The organism is Candidatus Poribacteria bacterium, assembly GCA_021295715.1.
Classification (GTDB): domain Bacteria; phylum Poribacteria; class WGA-4E; order WGA-4E; family WGA-3G; genus WGA-3G.
Window position 1 is genome coordinate 1 of record JAGWBV010000006.1, and the last position, 24,788, is coordinate 24,788.

Genomic DNA, 24,788 nt, shown 5'->3' on the forward strand with positions numbered 1-24,788 from the left:
AGAGAATGCTTGAAAAACTTTCTTTAGACGTTCAAAACTGGTTCGTAGCAACTTGGGTTAATATATTATACATCAAGACTGCCAAAAATGACAAGTTTAAGTGAACAGTCAATTAGGGTCATTTATGGTAGATTTTACAATTACTGAGTCTCTCTAAAGAGGCGAGATTATATGAAGTTTAAATAAATATTTCGGTAATTCCACAATTATATCCGGTGCGGTTCAGAAACCGCACCTACCGAGGCTGGGAAATTAAATATTACCGAATTAAATTCTTAATTTTCATGAAACCTCGCCAGCGGGGATGGAGTCTTTCGCTTCTATTGAGATGTCCACTTATTGGGTTTCCTAAGGTCGGTAGAAACCAAAACGGAATAGCCCTAAAATCGTATCAATTAGACATGTAGACATGCAGAATTTCAATAAATGTGGTATAATAGAAACAAGTTTAAGATAAACACAGGGAAGGGTTTCTTAATTTTGACACTATGGACTATCTATGTAGATGCCTATCAATTCTACTTCTCCTTTGCCTGAGTGCTGGTGTGCATGCCGAAACCGAAGAACTACGGGTGGAGGCATCCCGCACCTACCAGAGCATCGAAATCGACGGAGAACTTTCAGAGTCTGATTGGCAGAAAGCAACGCCTATCCGTCAATTTACGCAATTTGAACCCGATGCAGGCGAACCGCTGACCGAATCCACAGAGGTTCGGATTCTTTACGATGACAGACACATCTATTTCGGTTTTGTCTGCAGTGAACCCGAACGCTCTAAGATTATTGCCAATAAGATGCGCCGTGATGCGATGATGTGGGACCAAGACAACGTCTTTGTGCTGTTGGATACTTATAACGACCGGCGGAGTGGTTTCTTCTTCCGTGTCAATCCGTTGGGTGCGCGGGAAGATGTCGCGCTCATGGACAGTGGCGACAGTCGAAATGAGAATTGGAATGCAGTCTGGGACGCTCGCGCAAAAATTAACGGCGATAATTGGACGACAGAAATCGCGATTCCATTCAGTCAACTCCGGTTTAAAAAGGAAGATATACTGACATGGGGTCTGAACCTCGGACGCACCGTCCGAAAAAATCAGGAAGAAGGCACCTGGTCCCCCGTGCCAGCAGCGTATACGTTCCTGGCACGCTATCGGACGACGGACTTAGGGACGCTCACGGGTTTATCTGGGATCTCACAACGCCGAAATATTGAGTTTCTGCCGTATCTTTTGCCTGGCGTTGCCCGGACAGAGGAAGAAGGGACAGTTGGCGTGCTCGATTTAGGGGCGGACATGAAGGTGAGCGTTACTTCAAATCTAACCGCCGATTTAACCGTCAACACAGATTTCGCACAGGTCGAGGCGGATCAGGAACAAGCGAATTTGACCCGGTTCAGCCTCTTTTTCCCAGAGAAACGTCAATTCTTTTTGGAAGGCGCGGGATTATTCGACTTTGGTATCCCACGGACGAGTTTCAATGCGCCGCCGCCGCTCTTACTTTTTTATAGCCGTCGCATCGGTATTGAAGAAGGACACGCTGTCCCGATTATGGCGGGCGGAAAGATTACCGGTAAAGTGGGCGGCTTCGGTGTAGGACTGTTGAATGTTCTCACGGATAAACATGCAGCGGAGGCTACGGAACATTTGGACGCGGTCGATGTTGATAGGACGAACTATTCAGTTTTGCGTATCAAGCGCGATCTATTCACTGGGTCGAGTCTCGGTGTGATTGGAATTAATAAGCAAGGTCTCGATGCACACAACAGCGCGACTGGCGTTGATTTTATCTATCGTCCCACGGGCGAGATGAATTTCCGAGGTCTCTGGGCACGCACGTTTGAATCGCGCGAACTCAGCAGGCAAGCTCCATCGGGAAACAGTGCTTTACCAAGCGAAAATCCAAACGCGTTTTACCTCGGCGGCAATTGGCAGAGCGAAGTCGCACGAATAAACGCTTCTTATACGGACATCGGTGAGGATTTCAACCCGGAAGTCGGCTATGTGTATCGCACAGGCAGCCGATGGTTTCGGGGCGAAATGCGAACCACGCCTTATCTCCACTGGAACGGGTTTCGTCGGTTGTGGGCTGGACCGGAGATTGACATCATCCTGAATTCAGACAATGAACTGGAAACACGAACTTTTATCTGGAGCACGTGGCTTGAATTGGAAACGAACGGTTGGGGTGGTCTCCGAGTTTACCGAAATTTCGAGAACCTCGTCGAGGATTTTGAGATTCGAGAAGGAATTATCATTCCGAGAGGCAAATACAGTTACAATAACTACAGCCTCATGCTCAATGCTGAAGGCAAAGTCTTTAACGGACGTTTTGGGTTCAATGTTGGAGATTTCTATAACGGCACCCGACGCGGATTTGACCTCCGTCTCGATCTTCGGTTCGGTGGACGCTTCAGTTTGGAACCGAGATACGAGTTTAATCGCGTCACACTGCCACAACAGGGCGCGCCTGACCAAACAACATCTTTTGATACAAACGTCTTTGGTGGACGTGTTGTCTATTCGTTTTCCACTGATCTCTTTACCAAGATTTTCGTACAATGGAACAGTGATCGGAATCTGGTTACCACGAATTTCTTAGTCAATTACATCTACAGCCCTGGTAGTGATTTCTATTTTGTTTTCAATCAGACGTATGGGACAGACAGTATAACATCGGGATTGCTGGATACCACCTTGGTTGGCAAGGTAACCTATTGGTGGAATCCATAATGGCAGTCAGCAGTCAGCTATCAGCAGTCAGAAAGCTACAAGATTCGCAGCACTCGGCTACAGGAAGGTCGGAAGTATAGAAAAATGGAAGGGTGTCAAACCACAAAACCGCCTCAACGAACCGCAAGGAAAGTTTAAAAAATGAAGATTGTTGATGTGAAAACGTATCTCGTTGATGTGCCGCCACCGCATTGGGGTGGAAGGCGTTGGATTTTCGTCAAACTGATAACCGATGACGGTATCGAAGGTGTAGGCGAATGTACCTATCATACGCAATTGAACCATGTCGTCATCGAACTCATCAAAGACTGGGGAGAACGTTACCTAATTGGTGTAGACCCATTTCGGATTGAAAGGATCTGGTCTACCCTTTATGAGGGACCATGCGTGCGGCATTCAGGTCCGCTGACGAGTCCTGCGATGAGTGCGATTGAGATGGCGTGCTGGGACATCGTTGGAAAAGCACTGAACCAACCGATTTACAATCTGTTGGGCGGTATGTTCCACGAGAAACTGCGCGCCTATTCATATTTGCTTCCATGGCGGCAGGGCGATTCTCCAGAAAAGACCGGGGAACTCGCGCTCTCTTACGTCGAAAAAGGATTTACCGCAGTCAAGTTCGATCCAGTCAATCCGAGCACTGCAGATAGATTGGAAACGCTCGACTACGCAGAAAGCGTCATCCGAGGAATTCGCGATGCTGTAGGCGATAGGTGCGATATTCTGATTGGCACGCATGGACAGTTCAACACAAACAGTGCAATCCGTTTCGCGAAACGCGTCGAGCCTTACGACCCGCTCTGGTTCGAGGAACCGCTACCGCCTGAAAATGTCAAGGAAATGGCACGCGTTGCACAATCAACGAGCATTCCGATTGCCACCGGAGAACGACTGTTGACGAAATACGAGTTCGTAGATCTACTGGAACAACAGGCGGCATCTATTCTGCAGATGGATTTGACAATCACAGGCGGCATCCTCGAAGCGAAGAAAATCGCGTCTATGGGCGAGGCGCATTATGCCCAGATCGCACCGCATCTGTATGGCGGTCCGATTGGGGGTGCTGCGAATATCCAGTTGGATGTCTGTAGCCCGAATTTCCTGATTCAGGAAGGTATCCATACATGGGACGGCTTCCATACTGATATCCTCAAGGAGCCGATACAGTGGGAAGATGGATACATTATTCCGTCAACAAAACCGGGACTCGGTGTTGAATTGAACGATACGGTTTTGGAGAAGCATTCTGTTGCTGTTTAAAGCGTAGTGTTCTGTCCACTTTGAATTTTAGGGTTTGAAAGTAATACCTAATACCATTTCTGATTGATGATTCCTCTTAAAAGAGTTATGCCCGGCGTCCCTTCCCAGTAACGGGTGGGAACCCTGGTTAGGAAACCGTGAAGAAACACCCTATCAAAAACCCTACCGGATCCGGGTAGACGGTGAGGCTAATGCGATATAAACTTTTAGAGATGGTATAAGAAGTCGAATTATCTGAAGTATATCTGTCAAAATAGGTTAAAAGGATCAAGTAGAGTGGATCGAGGTATTTGTGATGTACTTAGTTTGTTATTCATGTAAACACGGTTATCGCGTGCATCAAGATAGTATTGACTTTGTTGAGAAAAAAACCTGCTCAAATGGACATGTTCACGACATACAATGCCGGTGTGGCCGAAAGATATATGTCGTCCAACGCGTTGATTCAAGTCGTTGGAAATCTATTGATCGCAAAGTTCTTTGGAAATATCCGGACGAACGGACGCCGGGGAAGTAAGTACGGGGGAACAAAGACGGAATGGAAACTGCAGAAACACCCACGGGGACGCTTGACCCGATCCCCAGTTTAGTTAAAGAAACACTCGAAAAATTAGACATTCGCCCTGAACAGATCCGATTCGCTGTGCAAAGTGATATAAGTTCAGCCGGTAGCTACGGCGAAGAATGGTTTGCGCTAACGGACGCTGCGATCTTCACCGTAACAGGTGAGGGTGAGGTGCTTCACTATATCCCTTATAAGAGTGTGCTTGGCATTCGTGCCGAGATCGTCGTGGATGCGGGGATCTTGGTTCTGGAAACACAAGAAGGCACAGTTGATCTCATTCGGTACTCCAATGGTTACGCGGCAAAGTTCGGATTTGTCGCTCGATTCATCGGTGACGAAATTGAGTACCGAGATGGCAAACGGGATGAAGCACCGATTTGGGACTACAAACCGGAGGAACAATTCTGTCAATCTTGTGGTTTACCGTTGCCAGATGAGTTTTCGCCTTGCCCGGCATGCACGAAAAAACACAAGGTGATGTTGCGGATTCTGTCCTACATACGTCCGTATCGTGGTCGGGCAATCCTTTTCATGCTCTTCGTGATTGCCGGCACACTTATCTCCTTAGCACCGCCGTATTTCTCTCGCATCCTGATTGACGATATCCTGATGCCGAGTGAGGTCGATACCGCTGCTGCGGAAGCCTCAAGAACATGGTTAGGCTCTCTTTTCCGCAACTTTGAGTCGGCGGCATTCGCCTTGTCGATTGCTGTAGGCACGCTATTAGCGATACAAATCATCCGTGAAATTTTCACAATTTTTCGGCTACGTTTGGGGGCTTGGTTGACGTTCCGCGTCGCGGCGAATATCCGAGCGCACGTCTATCAGCACTTGCACAACCTGTCTATCCGATTCTTCGATAAACGGAAAACAGGAACGGTTATTTCGCACATCACAGAGGATAGTGAACGGCTTCAAGACTTCATGTTAGAGGGACTCTCGTTTCTCGCAGTAGAACTGTTGCTCTTCTTCGGGATCGGAGGGATGCTGTTCTGGATGAACTGGAAACTGGCGTGCTTCATCTTAATCCCGATCCCCATAATTGTCTTTGGGGCGGGTTGGTTCTGGAAGAAAGTGCGAAGTCTTTGGCACCGCGCGTGGCGCCGTCGCTCAAAATTGTTCGATGTCGTCAACGATTCGGTATCCGGCATTCGGGTCGTCCGTGCGTTCGGACAACAACGGAATGAAGTCAACAGGTTCGACGATGCGAACGTAGATGCCCGAGACTACGAAACCCACGCTGAGCTAATTTGGGCAACCTATTATCCACCGCTGATGTTCGCTGTCCAGTTAGGTTCCCTCATCGTTTGGTATGTCGGTGGTCTCAACATTATCGGTGGGACAATGACGTTCGGTACCCTGATGGCTTTCCACGCCTATTTGATGATGTTCTACGAACCGTTGCGCTATATCAGCCCGCTGATTAACTGGGCTTCCCGCTCAATGACGGCGGCGGAACGGCTTTTTGAAGTCATCGACTCACAACCGGAACAGTTAGACGATGGCAACCTCAAATCACTGCCGAAGATTACCGGAGAAGTCAAATTCCACAACATGACGTTCGGTTACGATTCACATAAACCGGTGCTTCGGGACATCAATCTCCACGTGAAACCGGGCGAAATGATCGGACTCGTTGGGCATTCGGGTGCGGGGAAATCGACGCTCATCAATTTGATTTGTCGGTTCTATACGCCGGACTCTGGACGTTTAGAGGTCGATGGTGAGGACATCAAGGAGATTGACCTGAAGGATCTGCGCCGACAGATTGGGGTCGTGTTACAAGAGCCGTATCTGTTCAGTGGAACTATCGCCGAGAACATCGCCTACGCCCATCCCGATGCGACTATGGAGGATATTATCACAGCGGCGAAAGCGGCAAACGCTCATGAATTCATCGTCAAGTTCCCGGACGGCTACGATACGGAAGTCGGCGAACGCGGCGGACGGCTGTCTGGCGGCGAACGACAGCGTATCTCCATCGCCCGGGCAATCTTGCACAACCCACGGATTCTGATTCTTGATGAAGCCACCTCATCCGTGGATGTGGAAACTGAGAAGAAAATCCAACAAGCGATCGACAGGCTCGTGCAGAACCGGACGACGTTTGCGATTGCCCACCGACTTTCTACGCTCCGAAATGCCGATCGGCTTTTCGTGATTGAAAAGGGCAAAGGCGTTGAGTGCGGTTCTCACGAGGAACTCATGGAACAAAAGGGTATCTACTACAAACTCGTAGAAACCCAACGCGAAGCCGCTAATGTTCGCGCAGCAGCACAAGCAGTGGAGAGGTAAACATGTCAAACGAAAATACAGAGCGGAATCGCGAGCACAGCTCGCTCCTACTTGCTGCGGCACCGACAGCGAAGCCAGAACCACCCGAATCAGATGACTTCACGCCGCGCTACTTGGATGCCTCTGAACTGACGTTCACGCGTTCTGAGGTGGGAACGGTGCGGCTTGAAATTCGGGATGAAGCCTGCTATCTGCGCGTAGTGGTGAGACGACTGATGCCCCTCAGCAATCCGGATAGTTATATCTCGCTTGCTGCGGATGAGGACACCGAAATTGGGATCCTCGTGAACCCATCGGAACTCACGGCGGAAAGCCTCAAAATCCTGCAGGAAGAGTTGGATAAACGATATTTCACGCCAACAATCCAGAAGGTGTATCGGGTGAAAGAGCAATTCGGTATCCATGAATGGGAGGTTGAAACGGAGCGGGGTCGTGTAACCTTCGCGGTGCGTGGGTTGAATCAGAACATCAAACAGGTGCCGCCTGCGCGACTTTTCGTGACAGATGTCCGAGGCAATCGATACGATATTCCGGATTACCGAACACTGGATGCAGAGAGTTACCAGCAGATTCAGAGACACCTATAAGCAAAATGTTGGGTTTCACTCGAAGTACCGACAATATAGGAGCATGAACGAAACACCAGTTTCTCTTGAGTTACCAGCGTTTTAGTCCTCCCCGTTCAACCCAACCTATGGCGAAGTTCTCATTTTAATGAACCGCAAGGTAAACCAAAAAATGAAACAGAGACGTTTGCATGCAGTTATTGCTTCAATTGGGTTGCATCTACTCTTTGCCATAATTGCGGCGTTGCTGTTTTCAGGACAACCGGAACTGAACAAAGATACCTTTGAGGCAACAATCGTTACGCTGAATCCTGCAAGGACAGACGTAGAAATCCGACCGACCCGACGTGCCGTCTCGAACACACCACTTTTAAGAGAAACATCCACGGTTCACACACCGACACAAACGTCTCAGATAAACCAACTTCCGAGAAACGAAACGGAGGTTGTGCGCCAAGTACCACCGTTGGACATCGAAACGGATATGCTGAATCCGGTGGAACTTTCGGTAGCACCCACACTGCCGAATAGGCGTCAGCCGTCAGCCGTCAGCCGTCAGTTAAGAGGAGATTTGGTTAAATCAGAGTCCTCTTTAACTGATAACCGACAGCTGAAAACTGATAACTATTCAACAAGGAGCAGAGGAACAAACGCGTCGAAAACCGGACTCTCAGAATTTTTGGATGGCTCCTTACCGACGAGTGGTTTGGGAGACGGGTTTGATACGGCGTTTCGGAACCTTGTGAAAATACCGAAGGAGAAATTGGGGGGTGTCCTTGAAGGCACAGGAAGCGAGATTCGCGGGCATATTCGCTTAATCCGACTCAAACATTCGCTCTCGGATTGGTGGCAGGATCCGACGGCTATTCCTGCGCTCATCAAATGGTTGGAGGAACAGACCCCGATTCGGGCGGATATGGATTTCGCTGGCGGCGCGCTACGGATCACCGATCCCCAGATTATGGATGCCCCGCTCATCATCATGACAGGACACGATAAAGACATCACTGTCGGGCGGGGGCTTGCGAAAGATGGTCCATTGCAGACAGGTTTCACACCAGAAGAACGCGCAGCACTTCGGAAATATATCGTTGAAAAGGGCGGAATGCTGTTTTTCGATGACTGCGGTTTCCATGGACTTTTCGCACACATTGTCGCCGACGAACTCAAACAAATTTTCCCAGAGTATCCGCTTGAAATTCTTCCGCACGAGCATGAGGTGTATAGCATCTATTACACTTTGCCGAAACCACCGATAGGCGGCGATGTGTTCTGGGGCAACGAAAACAACGCACAACCCACGCAGTTCCGTTTTCAGAAAGGGATTACTATCGATGATCGGTTGGCAGTGGTCTACAATCGCAAGGATTACCTGTGTGCGATGGAAACCGCAGAGATCGAGAGTCGCACGATGTTACGACTCCGACGCTCGACAGATGTCTATCGGTTTATGTCGAATCTGCTGATTTATGCACTGAAATATGGTGGGAATACGGATAGGACAGGATATAAGGATTTTTAATTTTAACTTGCGGAGGAAGAATGGGCATTCATATTTTGGAGCCACTTTCTCAAATCTACCTGCGCCGGTGTTGCAGGCTACTGCTTGAGTTCTAACGAACATTTTTTACCGATAATCGATAACCATCTGCCGATTAGAAACTACTGGCTATTGCTTCTGCAAGGTTTTTTGGGAACTCGAAGAGCGAATTCAGGTTCGTCCGAATTAGCATACGTCTGATGCCTCTATTGACGTTAACAAGTGAGGTGCGTCCGCCGCTCTGGCGGATTTGGGTGCTGGTCGTGATCAGGACCCCTAAGCCTGCACTATCCATGGTTTGTACACTAGCCATATTAAAAATCAGCGTTGGTACTCCACCTTGTGCCTCAAGCTGTTGAATATGTTCTTCAAGCATGGTTTTGAGGATCAGCGCATCTTGCCCGACAACTCTTCCCTTAATCTCTAAGACTGTGAAGTTTTTGGTTTGGATGTTAATTTGCATAAGTTTAGTCTGCCATTTCGATACCAAAGTTTAGACGATTTTAGTGCCAAGAAACAGAAAAACACGCATTCTGTCAGAGATTAAATCATAACAGATTTCCGATTTTATTTTAAGTGTCAAGATTTAGGGTCTTAGGGTGATTTAGTTTTCGGTTTCAAATTCATGGAGTTTGCAGACTATCTCGAAGATATTCTTGGAAAGCCGGTGGATGTGCTTACGGTAGGCGGGCTTCAAGGGATTCGGGTTCGACATATTGCCCAATCAATTAGGGAAAGTATTGTCTATGTCCAATAGAACAGATATTGTCTGATCTTACCCCACAAATTGCAGAAATCTTAGGCAGTGACTCCACCCCAAATGAAGAAAATTTGAGTTAAATAATACCAATTCTGATTGATGATTCCTCTTAAAAGGTCCTACTGTTTTGGGTTATGCCCGGTGCGGTTAGAAACCGCACCTACCGGGGTCTGGATGAACGTCGTGGTTAATGCGATATAAACTTATAGAAATGGTATAAGTTTTCTAACCCCATGCGTCATGTAAGAACCGAAGCCAGTTGCCGTGCATGATGGCGGCGATGTCATCAGCACTGTAGCCGCGAGCCTCCAACAAGCCTGTTAAGTTTTGCAAGTCAGCGATAGTATCCAAATCGCTGGGAGATTGTTCACGACCATAGCCACCATCTAAATCCGTGCCGATAGCAGCATGACCGCTGTTGCCTGCTAACTGACAGATATAATCAATATGGTCAACGACGGTGCTCAAGGTCACCTTGTCGTGCGGAGTTTCACCAGTAACCCAGCCTGGGTGAAGCATCCATGCATCAAAAGCGGCACCGATGACCCCACCGCGCTCAAAAATCGCACGTAATTGTTCATCGCTGAACTGACGCTGATGCGGAACCAATGCGCGGCAGTTATTATGACTGGCAAGGACTAATCCGTTGTAGTGTTCCAACGCCTGCCAGAACGACTGATCGGAGCAGTGGGTGAGGTCGAGGATAACACCTAAACGTTCCATTTCAGCCAACAAAGGCGGACCGAGTTCAGTCAATCCGATCTCTGTGCCCGTTCCACCGGCGTAGCGTCCAGGACCGTAGTGCGTCAGTCCGATCAGACGCAAACCACCATCAACCCATACCTCTAACTGATCGGGTTGAAGAATCGGGTCTGCCCCCTCCATACTAATCACGAATCCCAAAGGCGGCGTTCCATCAGGGTCGCTTTTATCAGTCGTCTCGTCGTTTTCCCATGCCTGCCAGTCGGCGATATGGCTGTCCAAGTTTTCGTTGTTCGTGATGACACGGACGTGTCCTATTGCTTCTAAAGCGCGATAGTAAGCCAATTGCCCTTGGGCGACACCGCAGGCTTGAACAGGCGAAGCAAAATCGAAATGCGGGGCAGGTCTACCGGTGGAGCGGGCAAACAGGGTAACGAAACTCAGGGCAATGCGTCCGTGCCGCATCTCTGGAAGAGCCACGGTTCCTTGCCCCCTACGAGGCATTCCGGTTTCTTGGGTGCGAATCGTGTAGGCGGAATTCAGCAAGTCTCGGTTGCCTTGTAAAGCATTCATTGACAAATCGAGATGTGCATCAATAATAAGCATTTTTAAATTTTCCTTGCGGTTCGGTCAGGTGAGTTTGATGGATGAGGCACCTCTCCGTAGATCCGCCTGCGTGTTTTTGCTTGGGGTTTTTGCTTGGGCGTTTCTGCGGATTTCTGCGTATTGTTGCAGGCTACACTTTATGATAAATCTCTAATTAAGTTTACATATCTTCTGTAGGAGCAATCTCTGAATCGCGACCCAACCCACTGACAATCGGGAATCGGGGTTCCCTCCTACCGAAAAATCTGCACGTAAGCGTAGCGGAGCACAGTCCAAGGGATCATAGATTAAAACTCTGGATACGCTGCGAAATGTGCTTGAGGTGTCCCGTTTCGGTAATCGCCGTCACAAGCATTGAGTAGCCATCCACTCAGTCGGGCAAGGAGGTCAGGATGATCTGCGGAAATGTCGTTTTCCTCGCGATAGTCGTGGGGGAGATGATACAATTGGAAACTGTCCGTGCTATTGATATACCGTAATTTCCAACCATCTGTCGTTACCAATGCGGGACCGAGTCGAGAGGCATATACAACCCATTCACGGTGTTGTTGAATATCGGGCTGTTCAAGCAAAGTCGGTAAGAACGATACGCCATCTTTGGGTTGGGGCAATTCCATCCCGATGAAGTCGGCGAGGGTTGGCATCAGGTCGTAATTTGTGAGCATGTGGTTGGACACAGGGTCGGGTGCAATCCTTCCGGGCAAACGGACGATATAAGGGATTCGCGTGCCGCCTTCCCAGCTTGAAAATTTCAGACCACCCATCCCGTCGTTACCGTTGAACACATCGCCCCCTGTTTCCGAATAGAACTTCGTTGTAATTTCGTCGAAGGGTTCACCGTCCAAATTCTTCGTCCGACCAGAGGTTCGTCCCTCCTCCTTGGCATACACTTCGTGCCCATTATCGGAGCAGAAGATAATCATCGTGCGGTCGTCAATACCGAGACGTTCAAGCTCGTCCAAGATGATTCCTACGGTTTCATCGAGTTTTAGGATCATGGAAGCGTATTCTTTTTCAAACGTCGTCAATTCGGTAGACTGTTTCACCGCTGGATGGATGTCAGGAATGGCAATCGGTCCATGCGGTAACTGCGAAGGATGATAGAGGAAGAAAGGTTCGTCACGGTGGGTGCGAAGGAACTCAACAATTTTTTCGTTAAAGATGTCTTGAGAATATACGGCTTTCCCCTGTCGATCCGCACGACGCGCAGCACTCTCATCGGATTCCCAGTCCAGATTCACCCCGCAGTTGGCATGCGTATTGCCTCGAATGTTCGTCACCTGTCCATCTTCAAAGAGGAAAGGCGGATAAAAGCCGTGGCAACGCGCATGGTCGTAGTAACCGTAGTGATACTGCCACCCGTGTCGACGGATACGTGCCCCTGTTGTAGCGAAACCCCACTCAAGTTTCCCGATCTGCCCCGTGGCGTAACCGGCTGCCTCAACAATCTGTGCCAAGAAGACATCATCGGGATCCGCTTGGAGTCCAGTTGTATGCACTAACTCTGTCACTTGACCCAGTGTTAGCTCACCAGCACTCAGCCTGTCATACACCCCGCCTTGGGTATAGGTCCATGTCCCGTCGTGGCAATCGTGGAGACCTGTCAGCATACTGGCACGGGAGGGGGCACAAAATGCGCAACCGTAGGCATGGTTGAATCGCATTCCCTCGTTTGCCAAACGGTCGATATTCGGTGTCTCGAAATGCCGCTGTCCATAGCAGCTCAGCATCCCGCGTCCGAGGTCGTCGCCATAGATGAGAATGAGATTCGGGTTATGGGTCATAACTACGATACCAAACGATTTGAAAAGTCAAGTTTGTTCATGCAAAAGTGTTTGGGATTCTGGAGTTTCCACCTGTTCGTAAAACAAATCAGGTAGATTCGCGTGTAAGTCGGCGTGTTCAATAGTTATTGCGACGAGATTTCCGTTAGCATCCAGATCTATGTAGATATTTTCGTTGATTTCTTTTGTTTCAGCAACGGCATGCTCAGAAAACTCAATCAATGCTGTAGCCGTGTCATGAAAATACTTTACCTTCATTGTGAACTACCCCGTTATCGCACAGAGAATATACTAACCCAAGTTACTACTTTTCATTCACATAGCACTCCGCTGGAGTGCACGGACTTGACGACACGATTTTCTATAGACATGCCACCCCTACGGGGTGTGAAGAGATGCCTTTCCTTAAAAAATCTGTGTTTAGACACCCCAAACTTATTAGGTAGCAACTTGGGTTATACTATCCAAACTGAAATGCGCGCTGTCTGTAGAGATGCTCAAACAGGTTCCCTTCATGCGGACTATCCCAAGAGATCTGATTCGTTGGGATCGCACCTAAATTCAGTCGATCAATGAGCGGTGTCGCTATGAGACATCGCGTGAGTGCTGTATCTTCTGTGATCGCTGTGGCAACAAGTGTCGCGCCCATAGCCTCGACCAACTGCGCCGGTGGCACTTCTACAACACTCACAAATGGGAACGGAAATTCTATGTTTGCTAATGGATGCTCTGCGTCCTCACACCAGATAACAGTCGGTCTGAGGAAGGTGCAGCCATCCAATTCGACGACGCGGTCGCCAGTCGTCAACTCCGTCGCACCGGGTTCTTTGAGGTGTTGGTCGATGAGCGATGAGATGCCGTGAGCAGACTTCGGATTCGCCCACGCGGCGATGCCTGCCTCTGGGTGATCCAAGGGTTTCGGTTCGATGCGTGCTAAACGTTCAGCCACTGCTTCGGCAATTTCTCGTCCATGCGCCGTTACCCATACACCAGAGGCGTTAATGCAGGATCTGCCACCGTTTTTAGCGACCGATTCCACGATGAGATCGAGGTAGTGTTCCCAATTGTTCTCTCCGTCTTCATGGATGATAATCTTGCTGCGTCCGGGTCCGTGGATTTCGACACGAGGTGTGTTCACCCACGGTGCGACGGTTGAACCGCCACCGAAAAGCATAGCGCGTCCACATCGGACGAGGATTTCGTTGGCACCGGCGTAATCGGTCGGATAGAAACTGAACGCCTCTGCGGGAGCACCTGCAGCGATAAACGCTTGTGCAATTCGATAGGGAGTCCACGGCTCCTCGCGTCCCGGCTTCAGCACGAGTGGCACTTTCAAAGGAATAGCAGGCACCCACAACGAATGCACACCCGGCGAATTGCTCGGTAACACGGCACCCAACGAATCCGTTTCACAGACGTAACTCAACGTGTGCCCGTTTTGGGTTCCCCATCCATTGTCAAGGACCTCCAAATCAAGCCCACGGGTGAGTCCATCCAAAACGGTATCTATGTTTTCCAAGACTCCTTGAATTTTGAATAGATTTTGTTCGCAGAGTGCTTCAGGCATACCGGTTGTCCCAGAGACCTGCTGGATGTAGTCTATCGGGGATTGAACCGTTCCGTCAAGCGGCAACGTCTCCGTTGCGAAGAGACGCGCTGCCTTCTTGCATATAGAAAGTAATTCGGCGACAGAACGTTGTCCGAGCACCTCTTTCTGGAGCGCGATGTCAACGAGGTCCTTGGCTATCAGCCCACGATTGGCTTGGCTCACCTCGACCAAAGGTTCACCCGTTTTGATATGTGGGACGCGAACGGTGTTCAGACTTCTGTAAGGACGTCCGGCACGCAGAATCGGAATATGCATTTTTTAATTTTACCTTGCGGAGAAACAACGTCCGTTTCAACTTTGACGGTCATTTCTTATATCTGAAGAAATACCCAAGCAATACGCAGAAATACCCTATCAAAAACACCCTGCGCCGTTGTTGCAGGCTGCCGTCATCTAAGTTTTTGTTATGACAGCATACGGCACAGGCGAATAGACACATAGCTTACCCCTACATAAGAGGAGGTACAATGGCACACACCTACTACTTTATGTTGCGGCACAGCGGTGTGTAGTTCTACGCTGTATGTGTAATCTTCGCCACCCACCCCGAGGAGGCATCGCAATAGAGGAAATCATCGCCGTAGATGGACAATCCGTGCGGTTCGGGGTAACCTTCGGGGACCACAATCTTATCAATCGGCGTGCCGTCTTCCAGATCAAGTTTGACGATAGCCCTATCAGAAGTATGGGTTGACCAAAGTCCATCTGCTACGCGAACCATACCGTGTCCACGTCCATAAGGCAAGGGGAGCGTCTTTTGGACAGACCAGTCCGAAATTCTGACTTTATGTGTGACCTGATTCTTGAGGGTTTGGACCCACAGATGCCCTTCATCGTAGTGGTCATATTCGATGCCGTGCGTGCCCCCACCATCGGGTATCGGATAGCGTCCAAGGGTTTCGCCGGTAGCGGGGTCTACTTTGAAGACCTCACCTGTCTCGGCATCTGTATCTCGGACGGGACGCCAGCGTTCCCCAGATCCGTTTGCGGCTAACCAGAGTGCGCCGTCGCCATACGTCATGCCGCTTGTGTTCGAGGATTCACTCGGAATGTCGCGAATGAGTTTCGGCACGGTGTAGTCGACGTCTGCTATGATTTCAACTAAAGAGACTCTATCGGTAATCTGATCAACGATCCATAAACCGTCGTCTGTGACCTGTAAACCGTTGGGCACCGAGTAAGGTGACCGGAAAGCTTTTTCAATTTGCGTTGGCATTTTCAGACTCCTCTTTGGGTTGTGTTAGCATTCCTTGAACTATCGAAAAACGAAATCTATACACATGTCGCCCCTCTGGGGCTTGATTCTATTACTGCCAATGTTTTCTACACACATGCCGTCCCGCTGGGACTCAAGAAGTTTATTCGAGAGCGTTGTATTATAGATAGATTTTGGGTTTAACCCTGCCTACAGCAAATGGGGTGAAAAATCAGATCCAGTTGTCATACGGGTTAATAGCCGCCAAAAAATATTTCCGCTTATCCAAAATTGCTATATCTATCTTTATGCGAATCCTCTCGTTTATTCTAATACAATATGGTTTAGAAAATTTTTATCAGATGTGAACAGGTTAATAGACACCTACAACGACACTTTCTTGGAGTTCCGTGAGCAGACGGAGATTTTCAACGCCATCCCACGGGTATTCCGGGATTGGTTCGGCGCGTTCGGCTTCGTCCCGTTCCAGAAAACGGGGCATGAAAAATTCTTTCGTCAGGGTCGTGAGCATGACGCGTCCGGTTTCGCCGTAATCAACGAGTTCTTCTGGATTCTCTGGATTAACGAGTTCAATAACAGCACGCGGGTGCGGTGGATAATAGATAATAGCATAGTTATCCGTCGGATCGAAGGGTTTACAAGCGGCTAATCCCATCAGGGTGTTGCCGTAGGTCGGGATGAAGTCGATGCCGGGTACGAGTTCCTCGCGTGCGAAGCGATGGAATTGCGCGTCCATCTCGGTGCCGCCACAAAAGATACCTTTGATACCCGCCTTCGGTAAAGAAATTTTCTCACATAACGCCTCTAACAGTTTCGGCGTGGTGAAGAGGCATTGAACGTTTTCATGGGCGCGCAGCACGTTGAGTGCTTGCGAAATAACGTGATTTTTATAAGCGTCCAATTCCTCATTCTTTCCGTAACGGACGAGTTGATTCACCCAACGCGGATCGAGATCTACATGGAAACAGATACCACCACGATGCTGGGCGAGATGCTCAACAGCAAGTCGTAAACGTCTCGGTCCCGTCGGACCTAACATGAGCCAATCGCTACCGGGTGGAAACCCTTCATCGGAAAGCGATTCACTGAATATTTCATAATCAATGTGAAAATCACGAATACTGATTCTCGATTTCGGGACACCTGTCGAACCACCGGTTTCAAAGACGTAAATCGGTTCATTGGCGTAAGCCTTAGGGACCCAGCGTCGGACCGGTCCACCGCGAAGCCATTCGTCCTCGAAATGTCCGAGGCACTTGAGGTCGGCATAGCCTCCAATTTCTTTACGCGGGTCAAAATCGAGGTTCTTTGCGAACTCCAGCCAGAACGGGCATCCGGTTTTTGGACTGAAGTGCCATTTGACGATTTCTCGGACGTGTCCGTCGAGTGCTTTTCGGCTCTCATTAATTTTACGGGAAAGGTTCATTTGTATAAAAAGCCCTTATATTTTTTGTTTTACCATGCTGGCAAGGATGCCGAGGACTTTATCGCATTGTGCGATTTGATAGACTGCCATATCAATGTGGAGTTTTTTTTCTTCTAATTTGAGAAACCGCCAAAGCACACCTGTTGTAGTAGCCCCATAAACGCGTAGGATATCATTCCCTTTTTCGGCATTAAAGCGTTGGGCGGCGACCATCTCTGCTACACACTGTCCAAGCCCGACTTCCAGATTATCATTCTTTGCCTCAACAAAAACGATGACAGGTGCCTTGATCCCAAATTGGACTGGCGAGAGGCTTATCAAAAAATCACAGACCCCGGTCAAACCGCTCTCGTCATCAACGTTGAAATCAATACCGGAAAAGAGACTGATGCGATGCTCCAACTGCTCTCGGAGCTCGACGAGGACATCAGCAACAATCATCTCTGACTTCGCTTTCTCTGTTCCGATAGCAGTGGCTAAAGGTATGTCTCGTGCCAACACTGCGGTGAGTAGTCCACTCGGAGCCATCGGTTCGCTACGCGCAAAAAGATTTGCGGTGTCAACCTCTTCCAAATCAAACGCTTCCCGTACTGTTTGTAGCGTAAAGTTGCTATAAACCATGTGAAATACCTGTAAAAAAACCTATTCTGAAATCGCAATCAGCATATTACGGGTAACGATGTAAAGCACACCGTTTTCAGCCACAGGTGTCGTATAGACAGCACTGCCCATGTTGGTTTCAAATAGTACCTGCTTTGTTTTCCCGGTTTTTAGAATCACAACATCGCCATCTTCATCGCCGAGGTAGATTTTCCCGTCCACAACATAAGGCGATCCCCAAATTGCAGCGAAGGTGTCATGCGTCCAATAAGGGTCTCCTGTGTTCACATCTAAGCAGTAAAGGAATCCACTGAGATCCGAAATGTAGAGGAGCCCGTCAGCAATGGCTACAGTGGACATGGTGCGATTGAACTGTTCATCGCCGAAGTGCCAGATGCCAGCAGTGTCGGTAATATCACCGGTTTGTGAAGCGTCAATACACCAGAGATGTCCCACGCCTTCACCGTGCTCCGGGTCCTGCCCAACAGCGACAAAGACTTTGTCATCATAGACGACAGGCGTTGAGATAATATTGTTGCGGGTGCCGCGTCCACCGAGTTCCCATTCAGAATCTTTTGGATTGCAATCAAACTTCCAAATAATGTCGCCGGTCTCTGGTTCAAAGGCATAAACCCAACCATCGCCGCCGGGGATGATAACCTGCGGGACACCCTTGATAACGCCGTAAGCGGGGTTCGACCACTGCCCGTGTAGTATATTTTCGCCGGGCGAGGCATCTTCCCAGACGAGTTCGCCGGTGTGTTTATTGAGTGCGATGAACGACGGCGCATCAGGTGAAGGGATATGGATATGCCCTTCATCAACGCCGTTGCTCGTTTCCAAGAAAAGGAGATCTCCGACAGCAAGCGGTGAACAGGTAGCGAGGTTATGCGGAAAAACATCCAACTCATCCATCATATCGTAGCTCCAGATGATGTCGGCATCAATCTCGCTGGTTTCCGTTTCTTCAGTAAAGGGACCGTCGTTTTCACCATCAAGGAAGCCTTCAGTGTCAACACAGACGACTTCACACCGGTTGGAAACATAGTAGAGTCGGTCGCCTTCAATAAACGGCGTGGAGCAGATACCCTGTAGGGGCCAGTCGTTAACACGTCCTGAAGTGAGTTTGGTATGGGTGGCTTGCCAGAGAAATTTACCATCGGATTCGTTAAACGCCATGAGATTTCCGCGGTCGCCGGTCAGTTTGGGATTGTAAAGTGCTTTGTTGTTTGTTCCGACAAAGACTTTGCCACCGATAACAAGAGGTCCCGCATAACTTTGGGAACCGAGTTCCGCTGTCCACTTAATACTTTCGCCGGTTTCCAGATCCCAACTTTCGGGAATATTCATTTCATCGGATACCATGTTCCGGCTTAACGTGCCGCCCCACAATGCAATCTCTTTTTCTGCTGAAGTAACCGATACGGTAAAAATGAGTAGCAGTGCAAGATTTGCGATGTAGATAAATTGGGGTTTCAATTGAATGACTCCTTTTGTTTCGTTGCAGTCCATATATTCGCGTGTGGTGTGGATTAAAAGTTTACCACACTTTTAGATTGTCGTAATAGATGTCCGTCGCGGAGTAACCGTAGATACCGGGGCTTCCCTCGCGATTTGGTAGTGGGTCTTCAGCAGTAATTGTCCATTCTTCTGGTTCGGGTTCGCCAGTGCGCCATACCTTTCCCTGAATTACTGCCTTATCCTCCATAATCTCTACCTTCATTTTCATTGTATACCAGACATCTGTCTCCCATGCGAAGTCGATTGTCTTCGCCATGCGTAAATCGGATGCCCATGAACGGATTTGCAAGCGTTGGTGTCTGCCCTGCATATCTAAGGTATAGCGGTTGGCAATCAAGCCCAGGTCCGGCAGCCTGCGTTTATTTCTGGTTCCCATCAGATCCACTTGAATCTGATAATCCTTCATTGTTGAGGGACCGAGATAGACGTTAGAGCGGTTTAAACCGCGTTGGACAGGTGTTTTGACTAAGACCTTATTGCCATCCTTTTCACGCACAAAGAATTTGCCGGTCGCGCCGATCCAGTGTGTGGGTATCTTTTCGAGTTCAATCGTCTCAAAATTCTCTGTCCACGGGAGCGATGGAATCACACGGATGCGAGCCGTCGCTTTCATATCACCGGATTGAGCGGTCACCGTGCCTGCATGCGCTCCGGCACTTTTATCGGGTGTAAATGTGCCATCTTCAAATGTTCCAGTTAAACCGGTGTGTGCCCAGTCTATAGCCCCGATTGCACTCGTCTGTTTTCCATCTGCATCGAAACCGATAACACTCAACGCAACGGGATCGCCTGATGTGAGTGTTTCTGCGGGGGTAAGCAGCAGCGAAACAGCGGGTGCAGGTGACGTCTTCACAGGTTCCGGTGCCATCTCTTTGCTGGCACAACCGGCAGTGAGGATACACACCATCAGGATAACGTAAAGTGGGATAAAATTTTTCATCAATCGTTCCTCCCGATACAGTAGAGGTGTTCCTCAGTCGTGAAATAGATGCGTCCGTCGGCAATAGCGGGTGAACCGAAGATCTCGACGTAGTGTTCATCCGTTGCTCGGCTTATCTCCTGAGCACTTAGCAGTTCACATCCATCCTCACTGGGTTGAAGGATCGCAAATACGCCGTTGACTTCCGCGACGTAGAGCTTACCATCTGCCCAGACAGGGGAACCTTTTCCGACTTTGCCGATGTTGTGTTCCCAGTAGACTTCACCGGTGTCAGCATTCACAGCGTGAATATTCGCGGAGTTATCCACGACATAGAGGTGTCCGGCGTGAATTGTAGGGGACGCGTATCCAACATTAACCCCATCATATCGCCAGACTTCATGGGTCTGTGTAACATCGCCTGTGCCGGTTGCGTCAATACAGACGACCCGTCCCATCGCGGTAGTATCCATATTCTCTTCGCTATGCGTCGCGTAGACTTTCGTGCCTGAAACGATGACGGACGTATTGATACCCCGCTGACTGAGTTTAAATCCCCAGACCATCTCTCCGGTGCTCTGTTTCATAGCGTAGATACCGCCATCAGCATTGCCACCGATGATGAGTTGCTGACCGTTGATATTGGCAACGACGGGTGTGGAGTAAGTCGTGTCTAACGGTCTGCCGCCCGGCGTTGAAACCCAAATCAGTTCGCCAGTGTGTTTGTCGAAAGCAAAATAGCGGTGGCGTGTTGCGGCATGGTCGCCCCATCCTGAATTGAGATAACTAATCACGACGCGGTCGCCTGCGAGAATCGGGGTGTGAACGCGTCCTCCATAACCGGATATCCGTCCATACTCTTCTGTGAGCGAACGCGACCAGAGGATATTTCCATCTTTGTCGAAACAGAAGAAGAGTCCTTGGACCCCGTGTGCATAGATATTCCCGGTTTCTGGGTCACCAGCGAGACTCGTCCATCCGACCCGGTTGAAAGAGATGGTCGTATGAAAGACGTTGAATTGATAATTCCAGATGAGTTCGCCGGTTTCAGCATCGAAGCAGGCGATACGTTCCTGTTCGGTGATGTCTTTACCGACACGCCCGATGACGTAGACTCTGTCATTGAGAATGATCGGTGTAGAACGCCCTATGAATTCTGCCTTCCAGAGCAGGTTCTCACCTTCAGTTGACCAAGATGAGATGAGTCCGGTTTCGGCAGAAGTGCCGTCCTGATTTGGTCCTCGCCATGTTGGCCAATCGCCAGCGATGGCGTGCATAGGAAGCGCAACCAAGGCAAAGCAAATAAGTAGTTGACAAAGACTTGATTTCCAATGGTGCAAACTTCTGTTCCTCCCGTGTATTTTACGTGTGTCTGTAACCTTATTAAGACGCTGAAAAATGTCTGAATGTTTAACTTGGTGTGTCAGTTAGAACACCTCATCGTACTGCGCTTATAAATTTGACAGCGCACCAGACGGTTTTGTTCTGCATATCTTCCGATATATCATTATACTACATTTGGTGTTTTTGAGGAAAGATTTAAATTGAGGAGGGTTGTCAGCCAAATAGCCATCAGAAGACATCTCTGAAGGCAGATAGACTCAGGGTTTTGTAGGTAGGTCCAAAGGTCTAAAGGAAAGGATGCCCGGTGTGGTAGAGGGTGTCTGGATAGAGCCGTTTTCCAAGCCCACCAAATTTCTTGGGAACTCTGTGTTCATTTTTTCGGCAATACTGCCGCAATCTTGGCTTCAATATGTCGGGCAATGTCCCGGGCGAATTGCAGTTGATATTCCGAGTCTCCCCTTGTCATGACGTGAACCCCAACATTACTCTTGACGAAATAGATGTCAGTCATACCCTTTTCCCACTGTCTCTTGGGGATGAGGTGCCATGTGGCATCGCCAATGACATCCGTGGGATTCAGTTCGGATTGATAGTTCGCCGGGGCGGCAACGGTGTGTTCCCGAGGGTTCGCTCTCGCTTTTTTGGCAGTGTACGAAGTGTCAAATAGATAATATCGAACAACCAAGTGACCATCACTCCATTGCTGATCACACCCCACGAGAATAGATGATTCCTTTGGGAATCCCCCGAGGCGGTCACTTTCCGTTAGCCGCATCATAGGAAGATCCTCCTGTACAAGGACAATGGGATCGAGTCTCATCACGCGATTGACATTAAAGAGAACCCCACATCCAAGTGTTGTCGTCACGAGCAGAAGAAAACTGATGATATTTAGCGAAGCATTGTCTCTTGAGAGAATCCGTATTTTCATTTTTCTCCAATACTGACTCAATCTTTCGGGAAATGGATCTGGTCATGACGTGAGGGAAACTTAGACATGACAACTCAATACTATAGGTGTGAGGCACTGTCATTTAACCAAGGATGTGTCCCATAGCAGAATTGCTGCCTCCACACTGTCCCCGACGACCCTTCCCACACTACTCCCGACAATCCTCTTGCCGTCGGGTGAAAAATCTACACTCGCAATACTCCCCTTATGCCCTCTGAGGATTTTCAAGAGGTTGCCCGTCTCGACATCCCATAACCAAACCGAACCGTCCACATTCCCACTGGCGAGCGTTTTACCGTCGGGCGAAAAACTCACACTCGTAACATAAATCTTATGCCCTTTGAGGGTTTTTAAAAGATTCCCCGTCTCGACATTCCATAAACGAACTGTATCGTCGAAACTTCCACTAACGACTCTCTTGCGATCAGGGGAAAAACTCACACTCGCAATCCTGCCTTTATGCCCCTTGAGAGTTTTCAACAGGCTGCCCGTCTCGACATCCCATAAACGAACCGTCTTGCCCCAACCCCCGCTAACGATTTTTTTGCCGTCTGGAGAGAAACTCACACTCGCAACCGCATACGTATGCCCGGTAAGCATTTTCAAAAGATTCCCAGTGTCGGCATCCCATAAACGGACCGACTTGCCCGTATCTCTACCCCCGCTAACGATTTTCTTGCCATCTGGAGAGAAATTTACACTCTCAATCGTATACGTTCTCTTGAACGTTTTCACAGGATCGACCGTCTTGACCTCCCATAAACGAACCGCCTTGTCCCTATCTTTACCTCCACTGATGACCGTTCTGCCGTCTTTGCGCAATACTGCCTCAATTTGGGCTTCAATCTTTCGGGCAGCGTCCCGAGCAAACTGCAGTCGATCCGACGGGTGCCCGTTTGTCCTGATCCTAACGAGGAGATTGGATTTCACGAAATAGATGTCAGTAGGCCCCTTTTCCCACTCCTTCCAACCCGTGTGGATGCGGCGCCATGTCCCAGTTCCAATGACATCCTCAGGATTCAGCTCGGGGTGAAAGTTCGGCATGGCAGCAAAGGTCCATATCCACTCGACCTCCGCCGCTTTTTTCGCAGTGGACGAGGAATTAAATAACCAATATTGAACATTCAGTTGATATCCACGCTGCTCGAACCCTACGATAAGATGGAATTCCTTAGGCTCACTGATCCCGTAAGGATCGCGGATGCGCTCACTCTTTCTTAGTCCCATCCTGTGGAGATCCTCCTGTGCGAGGAGAACGGGATCGAGTCCGATGACGCGATTGACGAAAACCCTACACCCGATTGTTGTTATAAGCAGAAGAAAACCTATGAAGCCTACTGGTGCATTCCTGATTGAGAAAATCTGTGCTTTCATTTTTCCTCCAATACCGCCGCAATTTGGGCTTCAATCCTTCGGGCAACGTCTCGGGCGGCCTGCAGCTGATTTGACGAGCGGACTCCCATCATGATGTGAACTTGGACATTATTTTTCACGAAATAGATGTATGTGACTATGGAATGTAGTACTTCATCGAGTTTGAATTTTAGGGAGGGTAGGTTCGTAGTCGTACGATTTATTACAATTCGGAAACCGGGAATGAATGGTTTCCTTACTACGAACTGGGTTTACATTTAATCGGTATCTTTCTTAACGCGGACTAATGGAATTTGATGCGGAGAGGCGTCTTCATAATGTTCGGTTGACTTCTCATCGAAATGGTACAATCCCAACGTGTCGTTATCTGGAGTAAATGCCTTCGGAGGGGTGGCATACCTGCCTTGCCCATAACGAACAATAGAACTAATCCGCAACTCGTCAATATACATCCCAGAGGCAGGAACTGCTTTCAGTCCACTCCCCTTTAGAACGGGAATACCTCCGACAAGGAGAGGTTCGCTCGCAGATGCCAGATGACTCCCTGGTGCCAGCCCAGAAATCGAACCGCCACACCCGACAGTAGAACCGCCGTCAATTATTGCCATGTAATAGACCCACCGCCCGGTAGGTAACGTTCCTCATATCTTTCCGGATCCGCCCTCGACTCCCTTTGTCATGATGGCGGGACTGGCTTCGTATCCATCACCGACAATGGCACAGGTAAAGCGGCCTGTTTGACCTACCATGGAGAAGGCAGCATGGGATCCAGCCGCCAGCGATATGACCTCCTGAACGCTCGGAGGTTTGTCTATGTATACCCACGCTTCAATCGTTAGGGGACCTGGATACTCAGGAAACCACGGTGACTCGGTCTGGACGAGTGGTAGTTTGGGATCCAGTTCAAGCCAACCACCGCCAGCAGGGGAGGGTTCGTCGGGCGCGGCAAAAAGTGTCACGGGCATCATCAAGATAATACTTATAAGTGCTAAAAGTGTCTCTCTAATAGATTTCATGAGA

The 24,788-nt window shown here is 49.1% G+C and carries 20 protein-coding genes; 5 read left to right on the forward strand and 15 right to left on the reverse strand.

All coding sequences use genetic code 11. The annotated features are described in order from the left end of the window. Positions 1 to 488: 488 nt before the first annotated feature. The 5 genes from J4G07_03110 to J4G07_03130 all read left to right on the forward strand — a co-directional run bounded on the left by J4G07_03110 (position 489) and on the right by J4G07_03130 (position 8,937). Entirely contained in the window at positions 489 to 2,729 is a 2,241-nt protein-coding gene (locus tag J4G07_03110; protein ID MCE2412971.1) for a carbohydrate binding family 9 domain-containing protein, read from the forward strand. 141 nt (positions 2,730 to 2,870) lie between these two features. Continuing rightward, on the forward strand, positions 2,871 to 3,989 hold the full coding sequence (locus J4G07_03115; GenBank protein MCE2412972.1) for a mandelate racemase/muconate lactonizing enzyme family protein: 1,119 nt from the start codon (positions 2,871 to 2,873) through the stop codon (positions 3,987 to 3,989). Positions 3,990 to 5,085: 1,096 nt separating this feature from the next. Then, the gene (locus tag J4G07_03120) at positions 5,086 to 6,849 is read left to right on the forward strand and encodes an ABC transporter ATP-binding protein (protein MCE2412973.1); all 1,764 of its coding nucleotides are present in this window, start codon (positions 5,086 to 5,088) and stop codon (positions 6,847 to 6,849) included. 2 nt (positions 6,850 to 6,851) lie between these two features. Further along, positions 6,852 to 7,436 (forward strand): DUF1854 domain-containing protein, encoded by a 585-nt coding sequence (locus J4G07_03125; GenBank protein ID MCE2412974.1) that lies wholly within the window; start codon positions 6,852 to 6,854, stop codon positions 7,434 to 7,436. A 151-nt stretch (positions 7,437 to 7,587) separates the two neighbouring features. Next, complete coding sequence (locus tag J4G07_03130) at positions 7,588 to 8,937, forward strand: DUF4159 domain-containing protein (GenBank protein ID MCE2412975.1); 1,350 nt, start codon at positions 7,588 to 7,590, stop codon at positions 8,935 to 8,937. Between the two features lie 133 nt (positions 8,938 to 9,070). Here J4G07_03130 and J4G07_03135 read toward each other — a convergent pair whose 3' ends face one another. The 15 genes from J4G07_03135 to J4G07_03205 all read right to left on the reverse strand — a co-directional run bounded on the left by J4G07_03135 (position 9,071) and on the right by J4G07_03205 (position 24,784). Next, positions 9,071 to 9,418: an STAS domain-containing protein gene (locus J4G07_03135; GenBank protein MCE2412976.1), complete on the reverse strand. Its 348-nt coding sequence runs from the start codon at positions 9,416 to 9,418 to the stop codon at positions 9,071 to 9,073. 522 nt (positions 9,419 to 9,940) lie between these two features. Next, the gene (locus J4G07_03140; protein MCE2412977.1) at positions 9,941 to 11,023 is read right to left on the reverse strand and encodes a membrane dipeptidase; all 1,083 of its coding nucleotides are present in this window, start codon (positions 11,021 to 11,023) and stop codon (positions 9,941 to 9,943) included. 287 nt (positions 11,024 to 11,310) lie between these two features. Continuing rightward, positions 11,311 to 12,807 carry a sulfatase-like hydrolase/transferase gene (locus tag J4G07_03145; GenBank protein MCE2412978.1) on the reverse strand — a complete coding sequence of 499 codons (1,497 nt, stop codon included), beginning with the start codon at positions 12,805 to 12,807 and terminating at the stop codon, positions 11,311 to 11,313. A gap of 27 nt (positions 12,808 to 12,834) precedes the next feature. After that, positions 12,835 to 13,065: a DUF2283 domain-containing protein gene (locus J4G07_03150; protein ID MCE2412979.1), complete on the reverse strand. Its 231-nt coding sequence runs from the start codon at positions 13,063 to 13,065 to the stop codon at positions 12,835 to 12,837. 202 nt (positions 13,066 to 13,267) lie between these two features. Next, positions 13,268 to 14,671 (reverse strand): aldehyde dehydrogenase family protein, encoded by a 1,404-nt coding sequence (locus tag J4G07_03155; protein MCE2412980.1) that lies wholly within the window; start codon positions 14,669 to 14,671, stop codon positions 13,268 to 13,270. Between the two features lie 259 nt (positions 14,672 to 14,930). Next, positions 14,931 to 15,632: a hypothetical protein gene (locus J4G07_03160; protein ID MCE2412981.1), complete on the reverse strand. Its 702-nt coding sequence runs from the start codon at positions 15,630 to 15,632 to the stop codon at positions 14,931 to 14,933. A 352-nt stretch (positions 15,633 to 15,984) separates the two neighbouring features. Continuing rightward, complete coding sequence (locus tag J4G07_03165) at positions 15,985 to 17,058, reverse strand: hypothetical protein (protein ID MCE2412982.1); 1,074 nt, start codon at positions 17,056 to 17,058, stop codon at positions 15,985 to 15,987. A gap of 15 nt (positions 17,059 to 17,073) precedes the next feature. Then, positions 17,074 to 17,679 (reverse strand): hypothetical protein, encoded by a 606-nt coding sequence (locus J4G07_03170; GenBank protein MCE2412983.1) that lies wholly within the window; start codon positions 17,677 to 17,679, stop codon positions 17,074 to 17,076. A gap of 21 nt (positions 17,680 to 17,700) precedes the next feature. Further along, a complete protein-coding gene (locus J4G07_03175) occupies positions 17,701 to 19,170 on the reverse strand; it encodes a PQQ-binding-like beta-propeller repeat protein (GenBank protein ID MCE2412984.1) in 1,470 nt (489 codons plus the stop codon). 28 nt (positions 19,171 to 19,198) lie between these two features. Then, positions 19,199 to 20,119, reverse strand: a complete 921-nt coding sequence (locus tag J4G07_03180) for a hypothetical protein (protein ID MCE2412985.1) — start codon at positions 20,117 to 20,119, stop codon at positions 19,199 to 19,201. Then, positions 20,119 to 21,438 (reverse strand): PQQ-like beta-propeller repeat protein, encoded by a 1,320-nt coding sequence (locus J4G07_03185; protein MCE2412986.1) that lies wholly within the window; start codon positions 21,436 to 21,438, stop codon positions 20,119 to 20,121. The genes J4G07_03180 and J4G07_03185 overlap by 1 nt, the downstream gene beginning before the upstream one ends. A 374-nt stretch (positions 21,439 to 21,812) precedes the next feature. Continuing rightward, entirely contained in the window at positions 21,813 to 22,373 is a 561-nt protein-coding gene (locus tag J4G07_03190; GenBank protein MCE2412987.1) for a hypothetical protein, read from the reverse strand. A 99-nt stretch (positions 22,374 to 22,472) separates the two neighbouring features. Further along, entirely contained in the window at positions 22,473 to 23,768 is a 1,296-nt protein-coding gene (locus J4G07_03195; protein MCE2412988.1) for a WD40 repeat domain-containing protein, read from the reverse strand. Between the two features lie 257 nt (positions 23,769 to 24,025). Further along, positions 24,026 to 24,376, reverse strand: coding sequence for a hypothetical protein (locus J4G07_03200; protein MCE2412989.1), 351 nt, complete (start codon positions 24,374 to 24,376; stop codon positions 24,026 to 24,028). A 33-nt stretch (positions 24,377 to 24,409) separates the two neighbouring features. Continuing rightward, a complete protein-coding gene (locus J4G07_03205; protein ID MCE2412990.1) occupies positions 24,410 to 24,784 on the reverse strand; it encodes a hypothetical protein in 375 nt (124 codons plus the stop codon). Positions 24,785 to 24,788 lie beyond the last annotated feature (4 nt).